Raw genomic sequence first — 19,896 nt, 5'->3', positions numbered from 1 at the left:
CGCCCGCTCAGCTGGTGCGCTTGCCGTCGAAACGGCGCATGCGTTCGAGGACGGAGTCGGCGGTGGGGGCGTGCATCTCGTCGACGATCACGCCGTCGGCGAGGAAGAGCACGCGGTCCGCGTAGCCGGCGGCGACCGGGTCGTGGGTGACCATCACGATGGTCTGGCCCAGCTCGTCCACCGAGCGGCGCAGGAAGGTCAGCACCTCGGCGCCGGAACGGGAGTCGAGGTTCCCGGTGGGCTCGTCCCCGAAGATGATCTCGGGGCGGGCGGCCAGCGCCCGGGCCACCGCGACGCGCTGCTGCTGGCCGCCGGAGAGCTGGGTGGGGCGGTGCTTGAGGCGGTCGGCGAGGCCGACGGTCTCGACCACCTGGTCCAGCCAGGCGGCGTCCGGCCTGCGGCCGGCGATGTCCATCGGGAGCGTGATGTTCTCCAGCGCGTTCAGCGTCGGGAGCAGGTTGAACGCCTGGAAGATGAAGCCGATCTTGTCCCGGCGCAGCCTGGTGAGCTGCTTGTCCTTCAGGCCGGTGATCTCGGTGTCGCCGATCCAGATCCGGCCCTCGGTGACGGTGTCCAGGCCCGCCAGGCAGTGCATCAGGGTCGACTTGCCGGAGCCCGAGGGGCCCATGATCGCGGTGAAGCGGCCGCGCTGGATGTCCACGTCCACCGCGTCCAGCGCGGTGACCCTGGTCTCGCCGGTGCCGTAGGCCTTGGTCACCTGACGTGCCGAGGCCGCGACGGCGGCCGAGCCGCCGGGAAGCTGGGGGTCGTACACGGCTGCTGCCGTCGTCACTGGAGTCTCCTAAGAAGTGGGCCCACCCGTTGCCCCCAGCCTTGTCGCTGCGACCTGTGCTGCGACAGGGTGCAGGACGTAGTCCTCGACCGGGAGTTAGCCCCACCCTCCAGATGCACCCAGGCCCCGGTTCCGGGGAACCTGGGCCCCGGTCCGCACGAGCGGGGATGTGATCCACGTTAGGAGCGGCGGCGCGATCGCTCGTCATCCGCCGGTATGAAGCGCCTCAACCGTAGTTGTACGGGGCGCGGCACCCCTCCCCCTAGGGGTCGCCGCCACCCGTCTCGGGGTCGGCCCGCGCGGGACCGTTCCCGACGGCCCGTCAGCAGGTGAGCGCCGGCGCGGCGAGCCGCTCCAGCGCGGCCGCGAAGGCGTCGACCACCGGCGTCAGCAGGACGTCCGTCTCGCGCTCGATCACCGTGCCGCCGTCCTCCCGGACGGTGATGTGGCGGTCGAGCACGAACCAGCCCTGGGTGATGTGGCCGGCGCCCATCGAGCTGAGCACCGGGCGCAGCGCGTAGTCCACCGCCAGCACGTGCGCGGTGGAGCCGCCCGTGGCCAGCGGCAGGACGGCCTTGCCGGTCAGCGCGTACTGCGGGAGCACGTCCAGCAGGGTCTTCAGCAGGCCCGAGTAGGCGGCCTTGTAGACGGGGGTGCCGATGACGATCCCGTCCGCCCGGGCGAACAGCTCCGCGGCGGCGACGATCTCGGGGTGGGAGAAGTCCGCCGAGAGCAGGGCGTGCGCGGGCAGGCTGCGCGCCTCGAAGGGGACGACGTGGTGGCCGTGGGCTTCGAGCCGCGCGTCGACGTGGCGCAGCAGGCGGGTGGTGCGGGAGGTCGCGGACGGGGAGCCGGAGACGGACAGGACGGTGGCCATGGGGTTCACCTCTGGGCGGGAAGCGGGGACGGCGCTGCCGCAGCAGGGCGCGCGCCGCGCGGGCGGCGGCGGACCACGGTGCGCAGGAACGGGGAGCGGCGCGGGAAGGTGCGGCGCGGAGGGGGAATGGAGAGGGTTCGACGGGCGCGCGTCAGCCACGACAGAGCGAACAGGACACACGCTGAAGGTCGACGTGCCGCCGACGCGTGAGAGTCCATCGCTGATCCATGGCAGTCATGCAAACACGCAGCGTTCCGGCCGGTCAAGGATCGTTCCGGCTGGTGAACACCGGGTGAGACGGATGGTGAGACGCGGCGGGGGCGGCCGCACACCGGGTGCGGCCCCCGGGTACGCCCCCGCGCGAAGTTGCGGCGGAACGATCCGGCACGTGCATCAAAACTGCTACAAGGGGCCTGGTGAGGGCCCCGGGGGGAGTCACCGCACCCGGCGTCGGGCATCCTCTCCCACATGAACACGTGGCAGGAGGGCCGCCCGGGCGGCGGCGGGAACCCGTACGGCGGCGGCAACGGCGGCGGCGGTGCGTACGGGCGCAGCGGCGGCGGTGCGGCGGCCGAGCCGCCGCTGCCGGCTTCGCTGAACCCGCGCGGGCCGGGGGCCCCGGCGCCGCGGCAGCCGCAGGAGTACGGGCAGCCGTCCGGCGGGCAGGCGCCGGCTCCCGGGCAGGCCCCCGGCTCCGGGCCGGCCCAGGGCTACGGACAGCCGCAGCCGTACGGGCAGCCGGGGGCGCGGCCCGGGGTGCCGGCGCAGGGACCGGGGGCGCCCAATGGCCCCGGGGCTCCCGGCGGGCCGGGTGGGTCGGGTGGGTCGGGTGGGCCCGGCGGTCCTGGCGGGCCGATAGCCCCGGGCGGCACCCAGCCGCCCTCCGCCGCCCGCTCCTCGCGCTGGCCGCGACGCCGGATCGTCAAGTGGTCGGTGTTCGGCGTCCTGATCGCGATGATGCTGACCGCCGTCTCGACCTGGTTCTGGGCCGGCTCCAAGCTCAACCACGAGAACGTGCTCACCGACTACCCGGGCCGCCCGGCCGCCGGAAAGGGCACCAACTGGCTGATCGTCGGCTCCGACAGCCGCAACGGCCTCTCCGACTCCCAGGAGGAGGACCTGCACACCGGCCACGCGGGCGGCAAGCGCAGCGACTCCATGATGATCCTGCACATCGGGGACAACGGGAACACCCTGATGAGCATCCCGCGCGACTCCTGGGTGCCGATCCCCGAGCACCCGGGCGACAACGGGAAGACCGTCAAGGCCACCAGCTCGAAGATCAACTCGGCCTTCGCGGCGGGTGGCGGCAAGCTGCTCGCCCAGACCGTCGAGCTGAACACCGGCATCCGCATCGACCACTACGCCGAGATCGGCTTCGCCGGGTTCGTCGGCATCGTCGACTCGGTCGGCGGCGTGGACATGTGCATCGAGCAGGACGTCAAGGACAAGGACTCCGGCCTCGACCTCAAGGCGGGCTGCCAGAGCCTCACCGGCACCCAGGCCCTCGCCTTCGTCCGCCAGCGCCACCAGATGGCCGACCAGGACCTCGGCCGGATGCGCAACCAGCAGAAGTTCCTCGGCGCGCTGGCCAAGCAGGCCGCCTCGCCCGCCACCCTGCTGAACCCGTTCACCTTCTACCCGCTGGTGGACTCCGGCCTCGGCACCCTGATCGTCGACGAGGACGCCGGCCTGACCGACCTCGGCTCGCTCTTCCTCGCGATGAAGGACGTCAACGGCGGCGGCGGCAAGAGCATCACCGTCCCGATCGCCAACCCCGACTTCAAGACCAGCACCGGCGAGTCGGCGGTCAAGTGGGACGCCGCCAAGGCCAAGCAGGTCTTCGACGCGTTCAAGAACGACACCGCCGTGCCGGACACGAAGTGACCCCGTGACCGTCCGCGACGTGGCATGACGCCGTCGACGCAGCGGGGGAGACGTCACTCGTCACCGCGCCGGCCCACCGCCGTCGCCACCGCCTCCTGGGCCGCCCGGTCCAGGAGGCGCTCGCGTTCCACGGGGCGGAGGTTCCGGCCCCCGCCGGGATCGGGCCGGGGCCGGCCGACTTCCTGTGCGGCTGCCCGCTCCGGCTACTGCGGGTGCAGGACCGTGGGCAGGCGGTCCAGCGTGATGCCGAAGAGCGAGCGGTAGGCGGCCAGCGTCCCTGCCCCGTCGAGGAGTTCCTCGGTGCGCCCGCCGTCGACGGCGGTGCGGATCAGGCGGGTGCCACTGAGGGTCACCCGGCCGCCGTCCGGGGCCGGCAGCGAGCAGGTGGCCGAGCGGGTGAAGTGCGAGTCCGGCGAGGTGGCCTGCCACCAGCAGGTCGGCACGAAGTCGGCCAGCTCGTAGGGGCGCAGGCCGAGCCGGTACTGCGGCTCGCCGCCCATCCGCACGTCGAGCTCGTCGGCGCCGTACGGGACGAGGGTGAACTCGCCTGCCGGGTCCGGCTGTTGACCGCGCTCGTCCAGCTGCAGCGGGAACCGGCTGAACCTGCCGAAGCCGACGTCGACCAGCCACGGCCGGTCCAGGTCCACCCGCAGGGCGAGGTGGTCGAACGGCGGGCCCGGCCGGCCCCCGTCGAGGACGCGTGCGCCGAGCAGGCTCACCCGGTAGCCGAGTGCGCGCAGCAGGGCGGCGAAGGCGCCGTTGAGTTCGTAGCAGAAGCCGCCGCGGCGCCGGGTGACGAGCTTCTCGAACAGCGCGCCGGTCCCGAGCACCACGGGCTCACCGAGGTGCACGCTCAGGTTCTCGAACGGCACGGCGTCCAGGTGCGCGCGCTGAAGCTCCGCGAGCGCGGCCGCCGAGGGCCGCTCGGGTGCGGGCAGGCCGAGCCGGGCCAGGTAGGCGTCCACCTGCGCGCCGGTGAGGTCGTCGAGTGCCGGGGGACGGTCCACGCCGCCCATTCCAGCGCGCCGGGGCGCCGGGCGGCCATCGGTCCTTGGTCCTAGGGCCATCGGGGTGGTGGCCGGAGCCGGAGTGGCAGGAGCCGCAGGGGGCCGGAGCGGCCGGGCCCGGAAACGGCGAGGAGCAGGAAGTCGGCCGGGCCGACGTCCTGCTCCACAGCGCCTCGGGAGGGGCTGGACTACTCCACGATGCCCGAGTCGGCGATGGTGATCTTCGCCTTGGTGCGGCCGCTCTGCGAGCCGAGCGACTCGATCTTCGTCACCAGGTCCAGGTTCTCGACGACCTCGCCGAAGACGACGTGCTTGCCGTCCAGCCAGTCGGTCACGATGGTGGTGATGAAGAACTGCGAGCCGTTGGTGTTGCGGCCGGCGTTGGCCATCGACAGCTGGCCCGGCTTGGTGTGCTTGAGCTGGAAGTTCTCGTCCGCGAACTTCTCGCCGTAGATGCTCTTGCCGCCGGTGCCGTCACCGCGGGTGAAGTCACCGCCCTGCAGCATGAAGCCCGGGATCACCCGGTGGAAGGACGAGCCCTTGTAGCCGAAGCCGTGCTGGCCGGTGGCCAGCTCGCGGAAGTTCTGGGCGGTCTTCGGGACGACGTCGTCGAAGAGCTTGAAGACGATCCGGCCCGCCGGCTCGTCGTTGATGGTGATGTCGAAGTAAACGTTGGAACCCATGCAGGGATCATGGCATGCCGCACCCCTCGACGCGCGACGGCCCCGGCAAAGCCGTCACGGCGTGCCACCGCCCCGGACCGCATGGCGCCGGTGAGCTGCGACGGCTCACCCGGCGGCGAGCACCGGATAGTCCGTGTACCCCTCGGCGCCGCTCGCGTACATCAGGCCGCCGCGCACCGGATTGAGCGGTGCCCCGGTACGGAGGCGCTCGACCAGGTCGGGGTTGGCGAGGAAACCGCGGCCGTAGGAGACGAGGTCGGCGCCCGCCGCGAGCAGCCGCTCACCGGCCGAGCGGCCGCCGTCGTCGGGGAGCGGCCCGCCCCAGCCGAGCACCGGGTTGCCGATCAGCACTCCGTCCCAGGTCTTGCGGATCTCCTGGAAGAGGGGCGACTGAGGGTCGGCGAAGACCACGTGCAGGTAGGCCAGCCCCTCCCCCGCCAGTTCGCCGAGCAGAGCGCGGTAGATCTCCTCGGTGTCGCCCTCCTCGATGCCGTTGACGGTCACGCCCGGGGAGATCCGCACCCCCACCCGCTCGGCGCCGATCGCCTCCGCCACCGCCCGCACCACCTCGACGACGAACCGGACCCGGCCCGCCACGGAGCCGCCGTACGCGTCGGTGCGCCGGTTGGTGTTCCGGGCCAGGAACTGGTGCAGCAGGTAGCCGTTGGCCGCGTGCACCTCGACGCCCGCAAATCCCGCCGCGACCGCGTTGCGGGCGGCGGCCGCGAAGTCGGCGACCGTCTCGCGGATCTCGGCGACGGTCATCTCCCGCGGCACCACCGCTTCCTGGGGGCCGCTCGGCGTGTGGACGGCCTCCGGCAGTGCGACGGGCGAGGGCGCGACCGGGTGCAGTCCGCTGTTCTCCGGGTGACCGACCCGGCCGCCGTGCTGCAGTTGCAGGTACATCCGGCCGCCCGCCGCGTGCACGGCGTCGGTCACGCGCCGCCACCCGGCGACGTGTTCGGCGGTGTGGATCGCCGGGATGTTGGCGTAGGTCCGGCCGACGGCGTTCGGGGTGGCGGCCTCGGCGATGGCCAGGCCTGCCGAGGCGCGCTGCGCGTAGTAGGTGGCCATGATCGGCCGAGGGACGCCGTCGGCCGCGGCGCGGGTGCGGGTCATCGGCGCCATCACCAGGCGGTTCGGCAGCTCCAGCGCGCCGAGGCGGGCGGGCTGGAAGAGGGAGGTCGCGTGCGTGGTGGGCGTGTCCGCCCCTGCGGCGCTCGACCCTGCGTTGGCCTTCGTCGCGTTGGCCTTCGCCGTGTTCGCCGTGTTCGTCATGAGGGAGACCGTAGAAGCTAACATCGGTGTCAACTTCAAGTCCGCTCTCGAACCCGATGACGAACGCCGAGGTGGAAGCCCATGCGAATCGGTCAACTGGCCCAGCGCACCAGCGTCAGCGAGCGCTCGCTCCGCTACTACGAGAAGCAGGGACTGCTCGCGGCCGATCGCACCCTCGGCGGCCACCGCGACTACCCGGACGCCGCCGTCGACCGCGTCGTCCTCATCCAGGAGCTCTTCGCGGCCGGCCTGCACAGCAAGAAGATCGCCCAACTCCTGCCCTGCATGCGGGACTCCGACGGTGGGCCGTCCGAGATCGCCACCCCGCGCCTGATCGAGGAGCTCACCGTCGAGCGCGACCGCATCGACCGGATGATCACCGATCTGGTCCACTCCCGCGAGCTCCTCGACGAGGTGATCGTGACCGCCTCGGGCCGGGCACAGCTGAGCAGCGTCGACGGGCGCCCGCAGGCGCTGTAGCGGGGCGCCGGGCCGGCCTGCATGGTCCGCCGCCCTGCCCCGGCGCCCCCGGGCGGGCGGGAGCCCGAAGCCGGGCCCTAGGATCGCCCCGGAGCAACTGACTCAGGGGGCAGGGGACATGGGAGTACGGCGGATCGGGGTCTATCTGGCGCATCCGCGGCCGGGAAGCTTCAACCACGCGCTGGCCGACGCCGTGATGGACGAACTGCGCGGGCGCGGCTGCGAGGTGGTGGCGCACGACCTGTGCGCGGAGGGGTTCGCCCCGGTGCTGACCGCCGGGGAGACGGAGACCGTCGCCGCGGCCGGCGAATCCACCGACCCTCAACTCGCCCTGCACCGCTCCGAGGTGGCCACCCTCGACGCGCTCGTCCTGGTCCACCCGAACTGGTGGGGCATGCCGCCCGCCGTCCTGACCGGATGGGTGCAGCGGGTCCTGGTGCCCGGCGTGGCGTACAAGCTCGGCACGGCGGACGGCGAGCCGGCCGGGCTGCTCCGGGCCGGGCGGGCGCTGGTGCTGAACACCTCCGACACCCCGGAGGAGCGCGAGCACGGCGAGTTCGGCGATCCGCTGGAGCGGATCTGGGCGGCCTGCGTCCTGCCGTACGTGGGCGTGACGGACGTGCGGCGGGTCGTCTTCCGGACGGTGACCGACTCGACGGACGCCACCCGCGCACAGTGGCTGCGCCGGGCACGCCAGGAGGCGGCGGCACTACTCGACTGAGGCCGTCCGACGGGCCGGACAGGCGGATCTGGCCGACGAACGGGCGTCCGGTGGCGGGTATCCATCCCTGCCGTCCGGCGGGGGTGCGGAGATCCGCATGATCATGCTAAAACCAGCGGCGGGCACAGAATCCTGCCCGAATCACCGTGCGACCTTCACACCACCGGCCACCCCTTGGGAGACCCATGTCCGCCGCACGCACCGCCCGCACCGGCCCGATCCGCCTGGTGCTCGCCGCCCTCGCCTCTCTGGCCCTGCTGTTCTCCGGCGCCGCCACCGCGACCACCGCCTCCGCCGCCACCAGCGCCACCACCGGCCTCGACGGGGTCTGGGCCTGCGACGTCCCCGCCGGCTACGTCTACGACCAGGTGTCCATGAACCGGACGTGCAGCAGCGGCAGTTGGAACGCGCCGCAGTTCCACCTGCGGACCCCCGTGGACGGGCTGACCGCCTGCAAGAGCTCGCCCGGCTTCGTCTACGACGCCATCACCTGGGGCAGCGCCTGTAGCCAGATCTCCGGCGTGACCTCCAACATGTACCACCTGCGGGTCCCGGTCGACGGCCTCACCGCCTGCATGGGCACCCCCGCCTTCACCTACGACATGATCACCTACACCAGCGCCTGCAGCATCAACCAGGGCGTCCAGGCCACGACCTTCCACCTCCGCAAGCCGGCCAACGGCATCTGGGCCTGCGAGATCCCGAAGGGCTTCACCTACAGCCAGAGCGTCCAGAACACCGACTGCAGCTCCATCCGGGGCGTCCAGTCCACCAAGTACCTGCTGCTGGGCTGAGTCCCGGACACGCCGAAGGGGCGGGAGGCCGGTCCGGCCCTCCGCCCCGCGCGGCGCCCGGCGGTCAGCCCTCCGACAGGGCGAGTTCGGCCACCACCTGGTCGCCGCTCAACTCCCCGGTGGGGCGGAAGCCGAGGCTCTCGTAGAACCCGGCCGGCCCGTGGTCGCCCGGGACGTAGGTGACCGACACGCGGTGCCCGCCGCGGCGGCGGATCTCCGCGCAGACCTGCTCGACGGCGAAACGCCCGTAGCCGCGGCCCTGCTCCTGCGCACCGATGTTGAGACGCCAGAGACCCGAGCGGGGACGGTCGTCGGGGTACCCGGGGGCGAAGCGGACGTCGAAGAACGCCATCAGGAACCCGACCAGCCGGTCGCCGTCGAAGATCAGCCGGGGCCAGGCGGTGTCACCGTACGCGTACGCCTCTGCCAGCGATTTCGCCACCGGCGCCACCAGCCCCTCCTGGTCCGGCCGCACCTTCAGGGCGAGCGCGGCGTCGATGGTGGCGGGGGTGATCAGCTCCAGGCGCAGGGCCGGCGACGACGTAGACATGGTGGCGACTCTAGACACCACCCGATGCTCCGGTCGCGCGGCTTTTCACGGCGCCGGGGTGAAGACCAGGGAAGCGTTGTGGCCGCCGAAGCCGAAGGAGTTGGTGAGGGCGGCGGTCAGCGCGCCGCGCCGCGGGGCGCCCGCCACCACGTCCAGCTTGACCGCCGGGTCGAGTCTCTCCAGGTTCCGCGTGGCCGGCACCACGCCGTCGCGCAGCGCGAGGACGGCGGTCAGCGCGCCGACCGCACCGGCGGCCCCGAAGAGGTGGCCGGTCATCGACTTGGTCGCGGTGACGGCCGGGTGCAGGCCGATCGCCTCGGTGACCGACTCGGCCTCGACCAGGTCGCCCAGCGGCGTCGAGGTGGCGTGGGCATGGACGAGGTCGATGTCCCCCGCGGCGAGCCCGGCCTCCGCGACCGCCCGGCGCATCGCGCGGACCTGCCCCTCCGCCGCGGCCGCCGTGATGTGGTACGCGTCCGAGGTGACCGCCGCACCCGCCAGGGTGGCGTGCGCGCGGGCGGACCGGGCCGCGGCGAACCCGGCGCGCTCCAGGACGACGACCACCGAGCCCTCGCCGATCACGAAGCCGTCCCGGTCCGCGTCGAACGGCCGGGACGCCCGCCCGGGCTCGTCGTTGCGGGTCGAGTGGGCCTTGGCCTGGGAGAAGCCGGCCAGCGGCAGCGGGCAGATGCACGCCTCGGCGCCGCCCGCCACCACCACGTCGGCCCGGCCGAGCCGGATCAGGTCCAGGCCCATCGCGATCGCCTCGGCGCCGGACGCGCAGGCGCTCACCGGGGTGTGCGCGCCGGCCTTCGCGCCCAGCTCGATGGAGACCCAGGCGGCAGGGCCGTTCGCCATCAGCATCGGCACCGTGTGCGGGGAGACCTTCCGCACCCCGGAGGCCTCCAGCACGTCGTCCTGGGCGAGCATGGTGAGCGACCCGCCGGTGCCGGTGCCGATCACCACGGCGAGGCGCTCCGGGTCCACCTCGGGAGCCCCCGCGTCCGCCCAGGCCTCGCGGGCGGCGACCAGCGCCACCTGCTCACAGCGGTCCATCCGCCGGGCCTGCACCCGGTCCAGCACCTCGGAGGGCTCGACCCTGAGCCGCCCGGCGATCCGGACCGGCAGTGCGGCGGCCCACTCCTCCTCGATCGCGCGGATGCCCGACTCGCCGGCCAACAGACCGGCCCAGGTCGAGGCGACGTCCCCGCCGAGCGGCGTCGTCGCACCGAGCCCGGTGACCAGCACGCCGTTGTTGTCGACACTCATCGAACGAACCCCCAGGCTGTTGAAGCGCTTGTGACAGCGGCACAACTCCCCGCACCGCGTGGGTACGGGGAGTTGTCGCCTCTTCCGCCACCATGCCAGGGTGGTGATGCTTGATCAGGTGTGCAAGCCGACCGATTCGAACACGAAGATATTGTGGGATTCCTCCAGCCGTCAGGCCTCGAAGTCGGTTCCCCGGCCGACCGGCTCCCACTCCCTGAGCTCCTTCTCGGCGGCCTGGAGGTTACCGAGGACCGCGTCGACGGCGTCACTGCCGAGGGCCAGTCGCAGCGGGGTCCGCTCGGCGTCCAGGGCGGCCAGGATCGCGGCGGCGGCCTTGGCCGGATCGCCGGGCTGCCTGCCGTCGCTCTCCGGCAGCGCGGACCGGACCGGGCCGACCACCGACTCGTACGCGGGGATGGCCGGCGTCTGGGCGAGTGCGCCCGGCCCGGCGAAGGAGGTACGGAAGGAACCGGGCTCGACGATCAGCACCTTGACGCCGAACTGGACGACCTCCAGCGCCAGCGCCTCGGAGAGCCCCTCCAGCGCGAACTTGGTGGCCGAGTAGGCGCCCACCCCGGGGAACGAGAACCGGCCGCCCATGCTGCTCATCTGGACGACGGCGCCGGAGCCCCGGGACCGCATGTGCGGCAGGACGGCGCGGGTGAGTGCGGCCGGCCCGAAGAAGTGCAGGTCCATCAGGTCCCGCAGGTCGCGGTCGGTGTACTCCTCGACGGCCCCGATCAGCCCGCGCCCGGCGTTGTTCACCAGGATGTCGATCCGCCCGTACCAGAGCAGGGTGTCCGCCACCACGGAGGCGATCCCGGCCTGGTCGGTGACGTCCAGCCGGACCGGGACGACCCGGTCGGGGTGGGCCGCGACCAGCGCGTCGAGCGTCTCGGGACGGCGGGCGGCCGCCACCACGGTGTCGCCGGCGGCCAGCGCGGCCTCCGCGATCGCCTGGCCGAAGCCGGAGTTGGCGCCGGTGATCAGCCAGACCCGGCCGGCCGCGTTCTTCTCGGGGGTGCTGCTGGTCATCCCGGGTGCCTCCGTAAACCGTTGTAAAACTTGGTAGTTGACGCACTCTTTTATGCCAGCCGGGCCCGGTGGCCGTCCAAGACAGAACCCTGGTCGCTCGATAAGGAGGCTTTATGGCCACCGGATGATCGCCAACTCCTGCAATCGCCAACTCCCGTGATCTCCAACTCCCGTGATCATCGGCTCCTATGATCACCGCATGGAGCTGCGTCAGCTGCACTACCTGATCGCGATCGCCGACGAGGGCAACCTCGGCCGCGCCGCCGCCCGTCTGTACGTCAGCCAGCCCGCCCTCTCCTACGCCCTGCGGAACCTGGAGACCGAGCTGGGCATCCGCCTCTTCGACCGCCACTCCGGCGGGGTCAGCGCCACCGCGGCCGGGCTCGACGTGGTCGCCGAGGCCCGCCGCACGGTCGCCCAGGCGGAGCGGATCACGGCCGCCGCCGAGCGGCACCGGCGGGCCGCGGACGGAGTGCTGCGGGTCGGCTTCGAGGCCAGTGGAGCAGGCGAGCTGACCACCCGCGCACGGGCCGAGTTCGCCCGCCGGCACGCGGGCGTACGGGTCGAGCCGAAGCGCTTCGACTGGGGCCAGGAAGCCGACGGGCTGCGCGACGGCCGGGTGGACGTCGCCTTCGTCTGGCTGCCCGCCGACCTCACCGGGCTGCACGCGGAGATCGTCCACACCGAGCCGAGGGTCGCCGGTCTGCCCGGCGGCCACCGGCTGGCCGGGCGCGCGGGCATCTCCGTCCTGGAGGTCAACGACGAGCTGCTGATGTGGACCGAGCGCGCGCCCCGCGCCTGGGTCGACTGGTGGGCGGTCAACCCGCGCCCGGACGGCTCGACCCCGCGCTGGGGGCCGACCAACGACAACGTCGAGGAGATGCTGGAACAGGTCGCCGAGGGCGCCGCCATCTGCTTCGCCCCGGCCGGCCTGGCCCGCTACTACGCCCGCCCGGACCTCGTCTGGGTCCCGCTCACCGACGTCGAGCCGCTGCGGGTCGCGCTCGCCTGGCCGGAGGGCGCGGACAACCCGCTGGTGCACGGATTCGCCGCCGTGGTCCGCGAGCTGGCGGGCTGGCGGGCTGGCGGGCCGACGGCGCAGAACGGCCCCCGGTCACCTCGGGTGACCGGGGGCCGCGGCGCGTAGTGGCGCGTAGTGGCGCGTTACGGCAGGTTGCGGGCCATCACGATGCGCTGGATCTGGTTGGTGCCCTCGTAGATCTGCGTGATCTTCGCGTCCCGCATCATCCGCTCCACCGGGTAGTCCCGCGTGTACCCGTACCCGCCCAGCAACTGCACCGCGTCCGTCGTGATCTCCATCGCCGCGTCCGACGCGAAGCACTTCGCCGCCGCCCCGAAGAACGTCAGGTCCCCGTCCCCCCGCTGCGACTTCGCCGCCGCCGCATACGTCAGCTGCCGCGCCGCCTCCAGCTTCATCGCCATGTCCGCCAGCATGAACTGCACACCCTGGAAGTCACCGACCGGCTTCCCGAACTGCTTGCGCTCGCGCACGTACCCCTTCGCGTAGTCCAACGCCCCCTGCGCGATCCCCAGCGCCTGCGCCGCGATCGTCACCCGCGTGTGGTCCAGCGTCCGCATCGCCGTCGCGAACCCCGTCCCCTCCGCACCGATCATCCGGTCCGCCGGAATCCGCACGTTGTCGAAGTACACCTCACGCGTCGGCGAACCCTTGATCCCCAGCTTCCGCTCCGGCGCACCGAAGGAGACCCCCTCGTCACCCTTCTCCACCACGAACGCCGAGATGCCCTTCGACCGCAGCTCCGGATCCGTCACCGCCATCACCGTGTAGAACTCCGACACACCCGCATTGGTGATCCAGCGCTTCACCCCGTTCAGCACCCAGAAGTCACCGTCCCGCACCGCCCGCGTCCTCATCCCCGCCGCGTCCGAACCCGCCTCCGGCTCCGACAGGCAGTACGAGAACATCCCCTCGCCCCGCGCCAGCGCCCCCAGGTACTTCGCCTTCAGCTCCTCCGAACCCGACAACTGCACCGGCAGCGAACCCAGCTTGTTCACCGCCGGGATCAGCGACGACGAGCCGCACACCCGCGCGACCTCCTCGATCACGATCACCGTCGCCAGCGCGTCCGCCCCCGCACCACCGAACTCCTCCGGCACGTGCACCGCATGCAGGTCGTTGCCCTGCAACGCGTCCAGCGCCTCCTGCGGGAACCGGCCCTGCTCGTCCACCTCCGCCGCGAACGGAGCGATCTTCGCCTCGGCCAGCGAACGCACCGCCTCACGGAGCATCTCGTGCTCCTCGGAGATCCGGAAGAGATCGAAGTCCGCCGCTCCTGCGCTGCCCGCCATGATTCCCGCCTCGTTCGTGTGATGAAGGAGTGAAGTCAGTTAGCTACCGTTAAGTAGATCCTAGGGCTCCGACCTGCGGCTGCCTAGGTTCGGTCGACGTCCGTGCCGAGGGTGTCGCCGGTCCGGTGCTCCTGGAAGTACTGCGGCATCCGGTCGTTGCGCATCGCCTCCCCGCCCTCCCCGCTCTCACCGTTCTCACCCTGCGGATCGCGCGGTCCGTGCGGCTCACGCGGCTCGAAGAGACCGAGCCCGGCCGCCTCCCGGGCGCCCTCGGGTTCGTCCGTGCTCGCCGGGTTCGAATCCATGCGCGCATTGTGCCGCCGGTCACACCTCCCGCACCGGGGTTCGGCCGGGATCGCACCCCCGCCCGGTGCCACGCTCCGTGTCCTGCCCGGAAACCACGCTCCCACGGCCGGAACCCGGTGCTGCCGGGACGGCCTGGGCGGCACCCGTACGGGCGGATAGCATCGGTGCTCGCACGTCATGTCCGCCCGCACCCGCCCAGGTCGAGATTCCGCAAAGGGGAACCCGTGGCCCTCCGCATCTCCGTGATCGGCACCGGTTATCTCGGCGCCACCCACGCCGCCGCCATGGCGGAGTTCGGCTTCGAGGTGCTGGGGCTGGACGTCGACCCGGAGAAGATCGCCACGCTGAGCGCCGGCCGGGTCCCGATGTACGAGCCGGGCCTGTCCGAGCTGCTGCTCAAGCACGTGGTGGGCCACGAGGGTTCGACCGGCCGGCTGCGCTTCACCACCTCCGCCCAGGAGGCCGCCGAGTTCGGCGACGTGCACTTCGTCTGCGTCAACACCCCGCAGCGCAAGGGCGAGTTCGCCGCCGACATGTCGTACGTGGACGCCGCGATCGACGCCCTCGCCCCGCACCTGACCCGTCCGGTGCTGGTGGTCGGCAAGTCCACCGTCCCGGTCGGCTCGGCGAGCCGGCTGGCCGAGCGGCTGGCGGCGCTGGCCCCGGTCGGGGAGGGTGCCGAGCTCGCCTGGAACCCGGAGTTCCTGCGCGAGGGCTTCGCCGTCCAGGACACCCTGCGACCGGACCGGATCGTGGTCGGCACGCGCGGCGGGCGCGCCGAGCAGCTGCTGCGCGAGGTGTATGCGGACCCGATCGCGGCCGGGGTGCCGTTCGTGGTCACCGACTACGCCACCGCCGAGCTGGTCAAGGCCGCCGCCAACTCCTTCCTGGCCACCAAGATCTCGTTCATCAACGCGATGGCGGAGGTCTGCGAGGCCGCCGGTGCCGACGTGACGCTGCTCTCCACCGCGCTCGGCCACGACGAGCGGATCGGCCGCAAGTTCCTCAACGCCGGCCTCGGCTTCGGCGGCGGCTGCCTGCCCAAGGACATCCGCGCGTTCATGGCCCGGGCCGGCGAGCTGGGCGCCGACCAGGCGCTGACCTTCCTGCGCGAGGTCGACTCGATCAACATGCGCCGCCGCTCCCGGATGGTCGAGCTGGCCCGCGAGCAGTGCGCCGGCGGCTTCCTCGGCCGCCGGGTCGCCGTCCTCGGCGCCGCCTTCAAGCCGAACTCGGACGACATCCGGGACTCTCCCGCGCTCAACGTGGCCGCCCAGATCCAGCTCCAGGGCGCCCAGGTCACGGTGTACGACCCGAAGGCCATGGACAACGCCCGCAAGATGTTCCCCGGCCTGGCCTACGCGGACTCGCCGCTGGAGGCCGCCGAGGGCGCGCACGTGGTGCTGCACCTCACCGAGTGGCAGGAGTTCCGCGCCCTCGACCCGGAGGAGCTGGGCACGGTGGTCGCCGAGCGCCGCCTGCTGGACGGCCGCAACGCCCTGGACGCCGACGCCTGGCGCGCGGCCGGCTGGACGTACCGGGCGCTCGGCCGCCCGAGCTAGCGGCCCGGGCCCGGGGAATCCCGGGCGCCGGAGCTCAGTTGTCACCGGCATGACGAGCTACGGCGACGACGCGACGGTCCGCGACATCCTCACCGCCCGGGGCGACACCTGGGCGGTGGTCGGCCTCTCCACCAACACCGCCCGCGCGGCCCACGGTGTCGCCCGCGTCCTCCAGCGCTACGGCAAGCGCATCGTGCCCGTCCACCCCAAGGCCGAGACGGTCCTCGGCGAGCGGGGGTACTCCTCGCTCGCCGAGATCCCGTTCGAAGTCGACGTCGTGGACGTCTTCGTGAACAGCCACCTCGCCGGCGAGGTGGCCGACCAGGCGGTCACCGCCGGGGCGAAGGCGGTCTGGTTCCAGCTCGGTGTGGTCGACGAGGCCGCCTACGAGCGGACCACGGCCGCCGGGGTCGCGATGGTGATGGACAGGTGCCCGGCCATCGAGATCCCGCTGCTCGGCTGACCTCGCGCTACCGGACGGGCACCGCCACGTCGCAGATCGGCTCCTGCGGGTCCGGCCCGACGTAGGGGCCGAAGTAGATCTCGCGGGCGGAGCCGGCGACCTCCAGCCCCCGCTCGTCGGCGGACCGGTGGACGGCCTCGTAACCGCCGAGGAGGTACGGGTAGTCCATCTGCGACCGGGTCAGCCGCGTGTAGAGCTCATCGTGCGCCGGCTCGACCCGCACGGTGGCGGCCGGGCCGGCGTGCCCGGCCAGCGCGGGGTCGACCGGGACGCAGACCTCCACCGGGCCGTCGCCGTCCTCGCTCACCTCGCCGTGGTAGATCACGAACGGCGGGCCGGCGACCCCGCCGCAGCCGTCCGCGACGGCCTCCATGCGCCGGCAGGCGGCCGGGATCCACGCACTCAACTCCCCGATCCTGACGTGCCGTCGCTCGCTCAGGACGGTCTGCTCGGGTACCTCGCGCCGCTCGATGGGATACATGCTGGGGGTCCTCTCTCCGCCACCTGACAACTGGACGCGGAGGTACACCGCCAGCTCCCTCTGCACGGCGATCCGGCGCTCGACCGAAGCCCAGTACCCGGCGACCAGGTCGGCTCCGGCCGGGCCCCCGGCCGCCAGGACGTCGGCGACCGCCGCGAGCGGCATGTCGAGCCGTCGCAGCAGCGCGATCTGCCTGGCCTGCTCCACCTGGCCGGCACCGTAGAAGCGGTAGCCGGTGTCCGGGTCGACCCGGGCGGGGGCGAGCAGGCCGAGCCGGTCGTAGAGCCGCAGGGCCTTGAGCGAGAGCCGTGACCGGCGGGCGAATTCGCCGATGGCCAGCTGGGTTTCCGGGGTGTCCTCCACACCGGTCACGCTCCCGTCTGCCCCAGGGGCAGAGTCAACAGCTCAGCCGTCCAGCCGGCCGATGGTGGCGATGGACGGGCCGCGGGTGGCCTGGAGGTCGCGGGCGACGGCCTCGGCGTCGCGCAGGACGCGCACCGCGTTGTGCCAGGTGAGCTTCCCGAGGTCGGTCTCCGACCAGCCGCGCCGCAGCAGTTCGGCGATCAGGTTGGGGTAGCCGGCCACGTCGTCGAGCCCGGCCGGGAGGAAGGCGGTGCCGTCGAAGTCGCCGCCGATGCCGATGTGGTCGACGCCGGCCACCTCGCGCATGTGGTCGAGGTGGTCGGCCACGGTGGCCGGGGTGGCGACCGGGCGCGGGTTGGCCTCCTCGAAGGCGCGCTGGCAGGCCATGCCGGCCGGGGTGGTGTCGAGGTGGTCGAAGCCGTGGGCGCGCATGTTCTCGTCGGCGGCGGCGGTCCACTCGATGGCGGCGGGCAGGATGAACTTGGGCACGAAGGTGGCCATCGCGACGCCGCCGTTGGCGGGCAGCTGCGCGAGCACGTCGTCCGGGATGTTGCGCGGGTGGTCGCAGACGGCGCGCGAGGAGGAGTGCGAGAAGAGCACCGGCGCCTCGCTGACCCGCAGCGCGTCACGCATGGTGTCGGCGGAGACGTGCGAGAGGTCGACCAGCATGCCGAGCCGGTTCATCTCCCGGACGACCTCCTCGCCGAACGGGGTCAGGCCGCCGGCGGCCGGCTTGTCGGTGGCGGAGTCGGCCCACGGGGTGTTGTCGTTGTGGGTGAGCGTCAGGTACCGGACGCCGAGCGCGTGGAGGGCCCGCAGGGTGGCGAGCGAGCAGTCGATGGAGTGGCCGCCCTCGGCGCCCATCAGGGAGGCGATCCGGCCCTCGGCGCGGGCGGCCTCCATGTCGGCGGCGGTGACCGCGAGCCGCAGCCGGTCGGGGAAGCGCCCGGCCAGGGCCCGGACGAAGTCGATCTGCTCCAGGGTGGCGCTGACCGCGTGGTCCCCGGCCAGCCGGGAGGGGACGTAGACGGACCAGAACTGCGCGCCGACCCCGCCCGCGGCGAGGCGGGCGAGGTCGGTGTGCAGGCGGTCGCGCTGGTCGGCGGCCAGGTCGACCGCGTCGAGGTCGTAGCCGGCCTGCTCGCGCATCGCCCAGGGGAGGTCGTTGTGGCCGTCCACCACGGGGGTGTCGCGGAGGACGGCCCGGGCACGCTCCAGCAGGGCGGCGGAGTCCGACGGGGTGGAGGAGTCCAGCAGCTCAGAGGTCATACGAGCTGTTGTATCCGATGTGACTACTTCCCAAAGCCGAAGGAGGGGGAACCCGCCACCTTGGCCCGCAGCTTCTTCCCCTTCTCGGTGGCCTGGCTGTTCAGCTCGGCCTGGAAGTCGGTCATCCGCTCGGTCAGCTCCGGGTCGAACGCCGCCAGCATCCGCACCGCCAGCAGGCCCGCGTTGCGCGCGCCCGCCACCGAGACGGTGGCCACCGGCACGCCGGCCGGCATCTGGACGATCGACAGCAGGCTGTCCATGCCGTCCAGGTAGCGCAGCGGCACCGGCACGCCGATGACCGGCAGCGGGGTGACCGAGGCCAGCATGCCCGGCAGGTGGGCCGCGCCGCCGGCACCGGCGATGATCGCCTTCAGCCCGCGGGTGTGCGCCTTCTCGCCGTACGCGACCATCTCGCGCGGCATCCGGTGCGCGGAGACGACGTCCACCTCGTAGGGGATCTCGAACTCGTCGAGGGCCTGGGCGGCGGCCTCCATCACGGGCCAGTCGGAGTCCGAGCCCATCACGATGCCGACAAGGGGGGAGGTCATTCGGTGATCGTTCCTCGCAGGTAGGCGGCCGCGTGACGGGCGCGCTCGCGGACGTCGTCGAGGTCGTCCCCGAAGACGTTGACGTGGCCGACCTTGCGGCCGGGCTTCACGTCCTTCCCGTACATGTGGATCCGCAGGCCCGGGTCACGGGCCATGCAGTGCAGGAAGGCGTGGTACATGTCCGGGTAGTCGCCGCCGAGGACGTTGACCATGACGGTCCACCCGGCGCGCGGCCGGGGGTCGCCGAGCGGCAGGTCGAGGACGGCCCGCAGGTGGTTCTCGAACTGCGAGGTGACGGCGCCGTCCTGGGTCCAGTGCCCGGAGTTGTGCGGGCGCATGGCCAGCTCGTTGACCAGGATGCGGCCGTCCCGGGTCTGGAACAGCTCGACCGCGAGGTGGCCGGTGATGTCCAGCTCGCCGGCGATCCGCAGGGCCAGCTGCTGGGCCTCGTCGGACAGCGCGGGGTCGAGGTCCGGGGCCGGGGCGGTGACCTCGGCGCAGACGCCGTTCTCCTGGAGGCTCTCCACCACCGGGTAGGCGACGGCCTGGCCGCTGGGCGAGCGGACCACGTTGGCGGCCAGCTCGCGGACGAAGTCGACCTTCTCCTCGGCCAGCACCGCGACGCCGGCCAGGAACGGCGCCTGCGCCTCCTGCTCGTCGTCGACGACCCAGACGCCCTTGCCGTCGTAGCCGCCGCGGACGGTCTTCAGCACGACCGGGTAGCCGTCGCCCTCCGCCGCGAAGGCGGTGACGTCGGCCGGGTCGGCGACGATCCGGTGCCGGGGGCAGGGCACGCCGATGGAGTCGAGCTTCGCCCGCATCACGCCCTTGTCCTGGGCGTTGACCAGCGCCTCCGGGCCGGGCCGGACGGCAACGCCGTCGGCCTGCAGGGCCCGCAGGTGCTCGGTCGGCACGTGCTCGTGGTCGAAGGTGATCACGTCGCAGCCGGCCGCGAAGCGGCGCAGCGTGTCGAGATCGCGGTAGTCACCGAGGACGACGTCGGAAACCACCTGCGCGGCGGAGTCCTGGGGCGTGTCGGCGAGGAGTTTGAACCTGACCCCGAGCGGGATGCCCGCCTGGTGTGCCATGCGGGCCAACTGCCCGCCGCCGATCATGCCCACCACTGGAAAATTCGCATTGCCCGGGGAAGTCACCCCGCCAGGATATCCGGGCCGGTGGGAGCCCGTGGAACCGCTCCG

The 19,896-nt window shown here is 72.6% G+C and carries 21 protein-coding genes; 7 read left to right on the top strand and 14 right to left on the bottom strand.

All coding sequences use genetic code 11. The annotated features are described in order from the left end of the window. Positions 1-7: 7 nt before the first annotated feature. Together C2142_RS24035 and ssuE are read right to left on the bottom strand one after the other, a co-directional pair. On the bottom strand, positions 8-793 hold the full coding sequence (locus tag C2142_RS24035) for an ABC transporter ATP-binding protein (protein WP_241002747.1): 786 nt from the start codon (positions 791-793) through the stop codon (positions 8-10). 322 nt (positions 794-1,115) lie between these two features. Then, positions 1,116-1,670 (bottom strand): NADPH-dependent FMN reductase, encoded by a 555-nt coding sequence (gene ssuE / locus C2142_RS24030; RefSeq protein WP_148644555.1) that lies wholly within the window; start codon positions 1,668-1,670, stop codon positions 1,116-1,118. Positions 1,671-2,138: 468 nt separating this feature from the next. Here ssuE and C2142_RS24025 point away from each other — a divergent pair, with 468 nt between their 5' ends. Beyond that, the gene (locus C2142_RS24025) at positions 2,139-3,557 is read left to right on the top strand and encodes an LCP family protein (protein ID WP_148644554.1); all 1,419 of its coding nucleotides are present in this window, start codon (positions 2,139-2,141) and stop codon (positions 3,555-3,557) included. Between the two features lie 203 nt (positions 3,558-3,760). Here C2142_RS24025 and C2142_RS24020 read toward each other — a convergent pair whose 3' ends face one another. The 3 genes from C2142_RS24020 to C2142_RS24010 form a co-directional block, all read right to left on the bottom strand. Further along, a complete protein-coding gene (locus tag C2142_RS24020; protein WP_241002746.1) occupies positions 3,761-4,564 on the bottom strand; it encodes an arylamine N-acetyltransferase in 804 nt (267 codons plus the stop codon). Positions 4,565-4,752: 188 nt separating this feature from the next. Beyond that, positions 4,753-5,247, bottom strand: coding sequence for a peptidylprolyl isomerase (locus C2142_RS24015; RefSeq protein ID WP_148644552.1), 495 nt, complete (start codon positions 5,245-5,247; stop codon positions 4,753-4,755). A 105-nt stretch (positions 5,248-5,352) separates the two neighbouring features. Further along, positions 5,353-6,525: an alkene reductase gene (locus C2142_RS24010; protein WP_148644551.1), complete on the bottom strand. Its 1,173-nt coding sequence runs from the start codon at positions 6,523-6,525 to the stop codon at positions 5,353-5,355. Between the two features lie 81 nt (positions 6,526-6,606). Between C2142_RS24010 and C2142_RS24005 the strand changes: the two genes are divergently transcribed. The 3 genes from C2142_RS24005 (at position 6,607) to C2142_RS23995 (ending at position 8,520) form a co-directional block, all read left to right on the top strand. After that, positions 6,607-7,005 (top strand): MerR family transcriptional regulator, encoded by a 399-nt coding sequence (locus tag C2142_RS24005; RefSeq protein ID WP_148644550.1) that lies wholly within the window; start codon positions 6,607-6,609, stop codon positions 7,003-7,005. 118 nt (positions 7,006-7,123) lie between these two features. Next, positions 7,124-7,726, top strand: a complete 603-nt coding sequence (locus C2142_RS24000) for an NAD(P)H-dependent oxidoreductase (protein ID WP_148644549.1) — start codon at positions 7,124-7,126, stop codon at positions 7,724-7,726. A 185-nt stretch (positions 7,727-7,911) separates the two neighbouring features. Beyond that, positions 7,912-8,520: a hypothetical protein gene (locus C2142_RS23995; RefSeq protein ID WP_148644548.1), complete on the top strand. Its 609-nt coding sequence runs from the start codon at positions 7,912-7,914 to the stop codon at positions 8,518-8,520. A 64-nt stretch (positions 8,521-8,584) separates the two neighbouring features. On the opposite strand, the gene C2142_RS23990 is transcribed toward C2142_RS23995, so the two are convergent. From C2142_RS23990 to C2142_RS23980, 3 genes are all read right to left on the bottom strand, one after another. Beyond that, a complete protein-coding gene (locus tag C2142_RS23990) occupies positions 8,585-9,070 on the bottom strand; it encodes a GNAT family N-acetyltransferase (RefSeq protein WP_148644547.1) in 486 nt (161 codons plus the stop codon). Between the two features lie 45 nt (positions 9,071-9,115). Next, positions 9,116-10,339, bottom strand: coding sequence for a beta-ketoacyl-ACP synthase II (locus C2142_RS23985; protein ID WP_148644546.1), 1,224 nt, complete (start codon positions 10,337-10,339; stop codon positions 9,116-9,118). 171 nt (positions 10,340-10,510) lie between these two features. After that, the gene (locus C2142_RS23980) at positions 10,511-11,374 is read right to left on the bottom strand and encodes an oxidoreductase (RefSeq protein WP_148644545.1); all 864 of its coding nucleotides are present in this window, start codon (positions 11,372-11,374) and stop codon (positions 10,511-10,513) included. Positions 11,375-11,573: 199 nt separating this feature from the next. Here C2142_RS23980 and C2142_RS23975 point away from each other — a divergent pair, with 199 nt between their 5' ends. After that, positions 11,574-12,521, top strand: coding sequence for a LysR family transcriptional regulator (locus tag C2142_RS23975; RefSeq protein WP_148644544.1), 948 nt, complete (start codon positions 11,574-11,576; stop codon positions 12,519-12,521). A gap of 17 nt (positions 12,522-12,538) precedes the next feature. On the opposite strand, the gene C2142_RS23970 is transcribed toward C2142_RS23975, so the two are convergent. Next, complete coding sequence (locus C2142_RS23970) at positions 12,539-13,705, bottom strand: acyl-CoA dehydrogenase family protein (RefSeq protein WP_148644543.1); 1,167 nt, start codon at positions 13,703-13,705, stop codon at positions 12,539-12,541. An 83-nt stretch (positions 13,706-13,788) separates the two neighbouring features. Beyond that, on the bottom strand, positions 13,789-14,010 hold the full coding sequence (locus tag C2142_RS23965; protein WP_148644542.1) for a hypothetical protein: 222 nt from the start codon (positions 14,008-14,010) through the stop codon (positions 13,789-13,791). A 225-nt stretch (positions 14,011-14,235) separates the two neighbouring features. Between C2142_RS23965 and C2142_RS23960 the strand changes: the two genes are divergently transcribed. Then, positions 14,236-15,573: a UDP-glucose/GDP-mannose dehydrogenase family protein gene (locus C2142_RS23960; protein ID WP_148644541.1), complete on the top strand. Its 1,338-nt coding sequence runs from the start codon at positions 14,236-14,238 to the stop codon at positions 15,571-15,573. A gap of 49 nt (positions 15,574-15,622) precedes the next feature. Then, positions 15,623-16,036 (top strand): CoA-binding protein, encoded by a 414-nt coding sequence (locus tag C2142_RS23955; RefSeq protein ID WP_148644540.1) that lies wholly within the window; start codon positions 15,623-15,625, stop codon positions 16,034-16,036. Between the two features lie 7 nt (positions 16,037-16,043). Here the strand turns inward: C2142_RS23955 and C2142_RS23950 are convergent, their stop codons facing one another. The 4 genes from C2142_RS23950 to C2142_RS23935 are packed head-to-tail and all read right to left on the bottom strand — an operon-like array spanning position 16,044 to position 19,851. Beyond that, positions 16,044-16,880, bottom strand: coding sequence for a MerR family transcriptional regulator (locus tag C2142_RS23950; protein WP_148644539.1), 837 nt, complete (start codon positions 16,878-16,880; stop codon positions 16,044-16,046). Positions 16,881-16,922: 42 nt separating this feature from the next. Then, positions 16,923-18,149 (bottom strand): dipeptidase, encoded by a 1,227-nt coding sequence (locus C2142_RS23945; RefSeq protein WP_148644538.1) that lies wholly within the window; start codon positions 18,147-18,149, stop codon positions 16,923-16,925. Between the two features lie 23 nt (positions 18,150-18,172). Beyond that, on the bottom strand, positions 18,173-18,697 hold the full coding sequence (purE, locus tag C2142_RS23940) for a 5-(carboxyamino)imidazole ribonucleotide mutase (protein ID WP_148644537.1): 525 nt from the start codon (positions 18,695-18,697) through the stop codon (positions 18,173-18,175). Further along, positions 18,694-19,851 (bottom strand): 5-(carboxyamino)imidazole ribonucleotide synthase, encoded by a 1,158-nt coding sequence (locus tag C2142_RS23935; RefSeq protein WP_148644536.1) that lies wholly within the window; start codon positions 19,849-19,851, stop codon positions 18,694-18,696. Before C2142_RS23935 ends, purE begins: the two co-directional genes overlap by 4 nt. Between the last annotated feature and the right edge of the window lie 45 nt (positions 19,852-19,896).

This window comes from Streptomyces sp. CB01881 (genome assembly GCF_002953255.1).
In the GTDB taxonomy this organism is placed as follows: Bacteria; Actinomycetota; Actinomycetes; order Streptomycetales; family Streptomycetaceae; genus Kitasatospora.
Note: the sequence above shows the minus strand (reverse complement) of the source record. Positions and strands in the feature narration are given on the sequence as shown.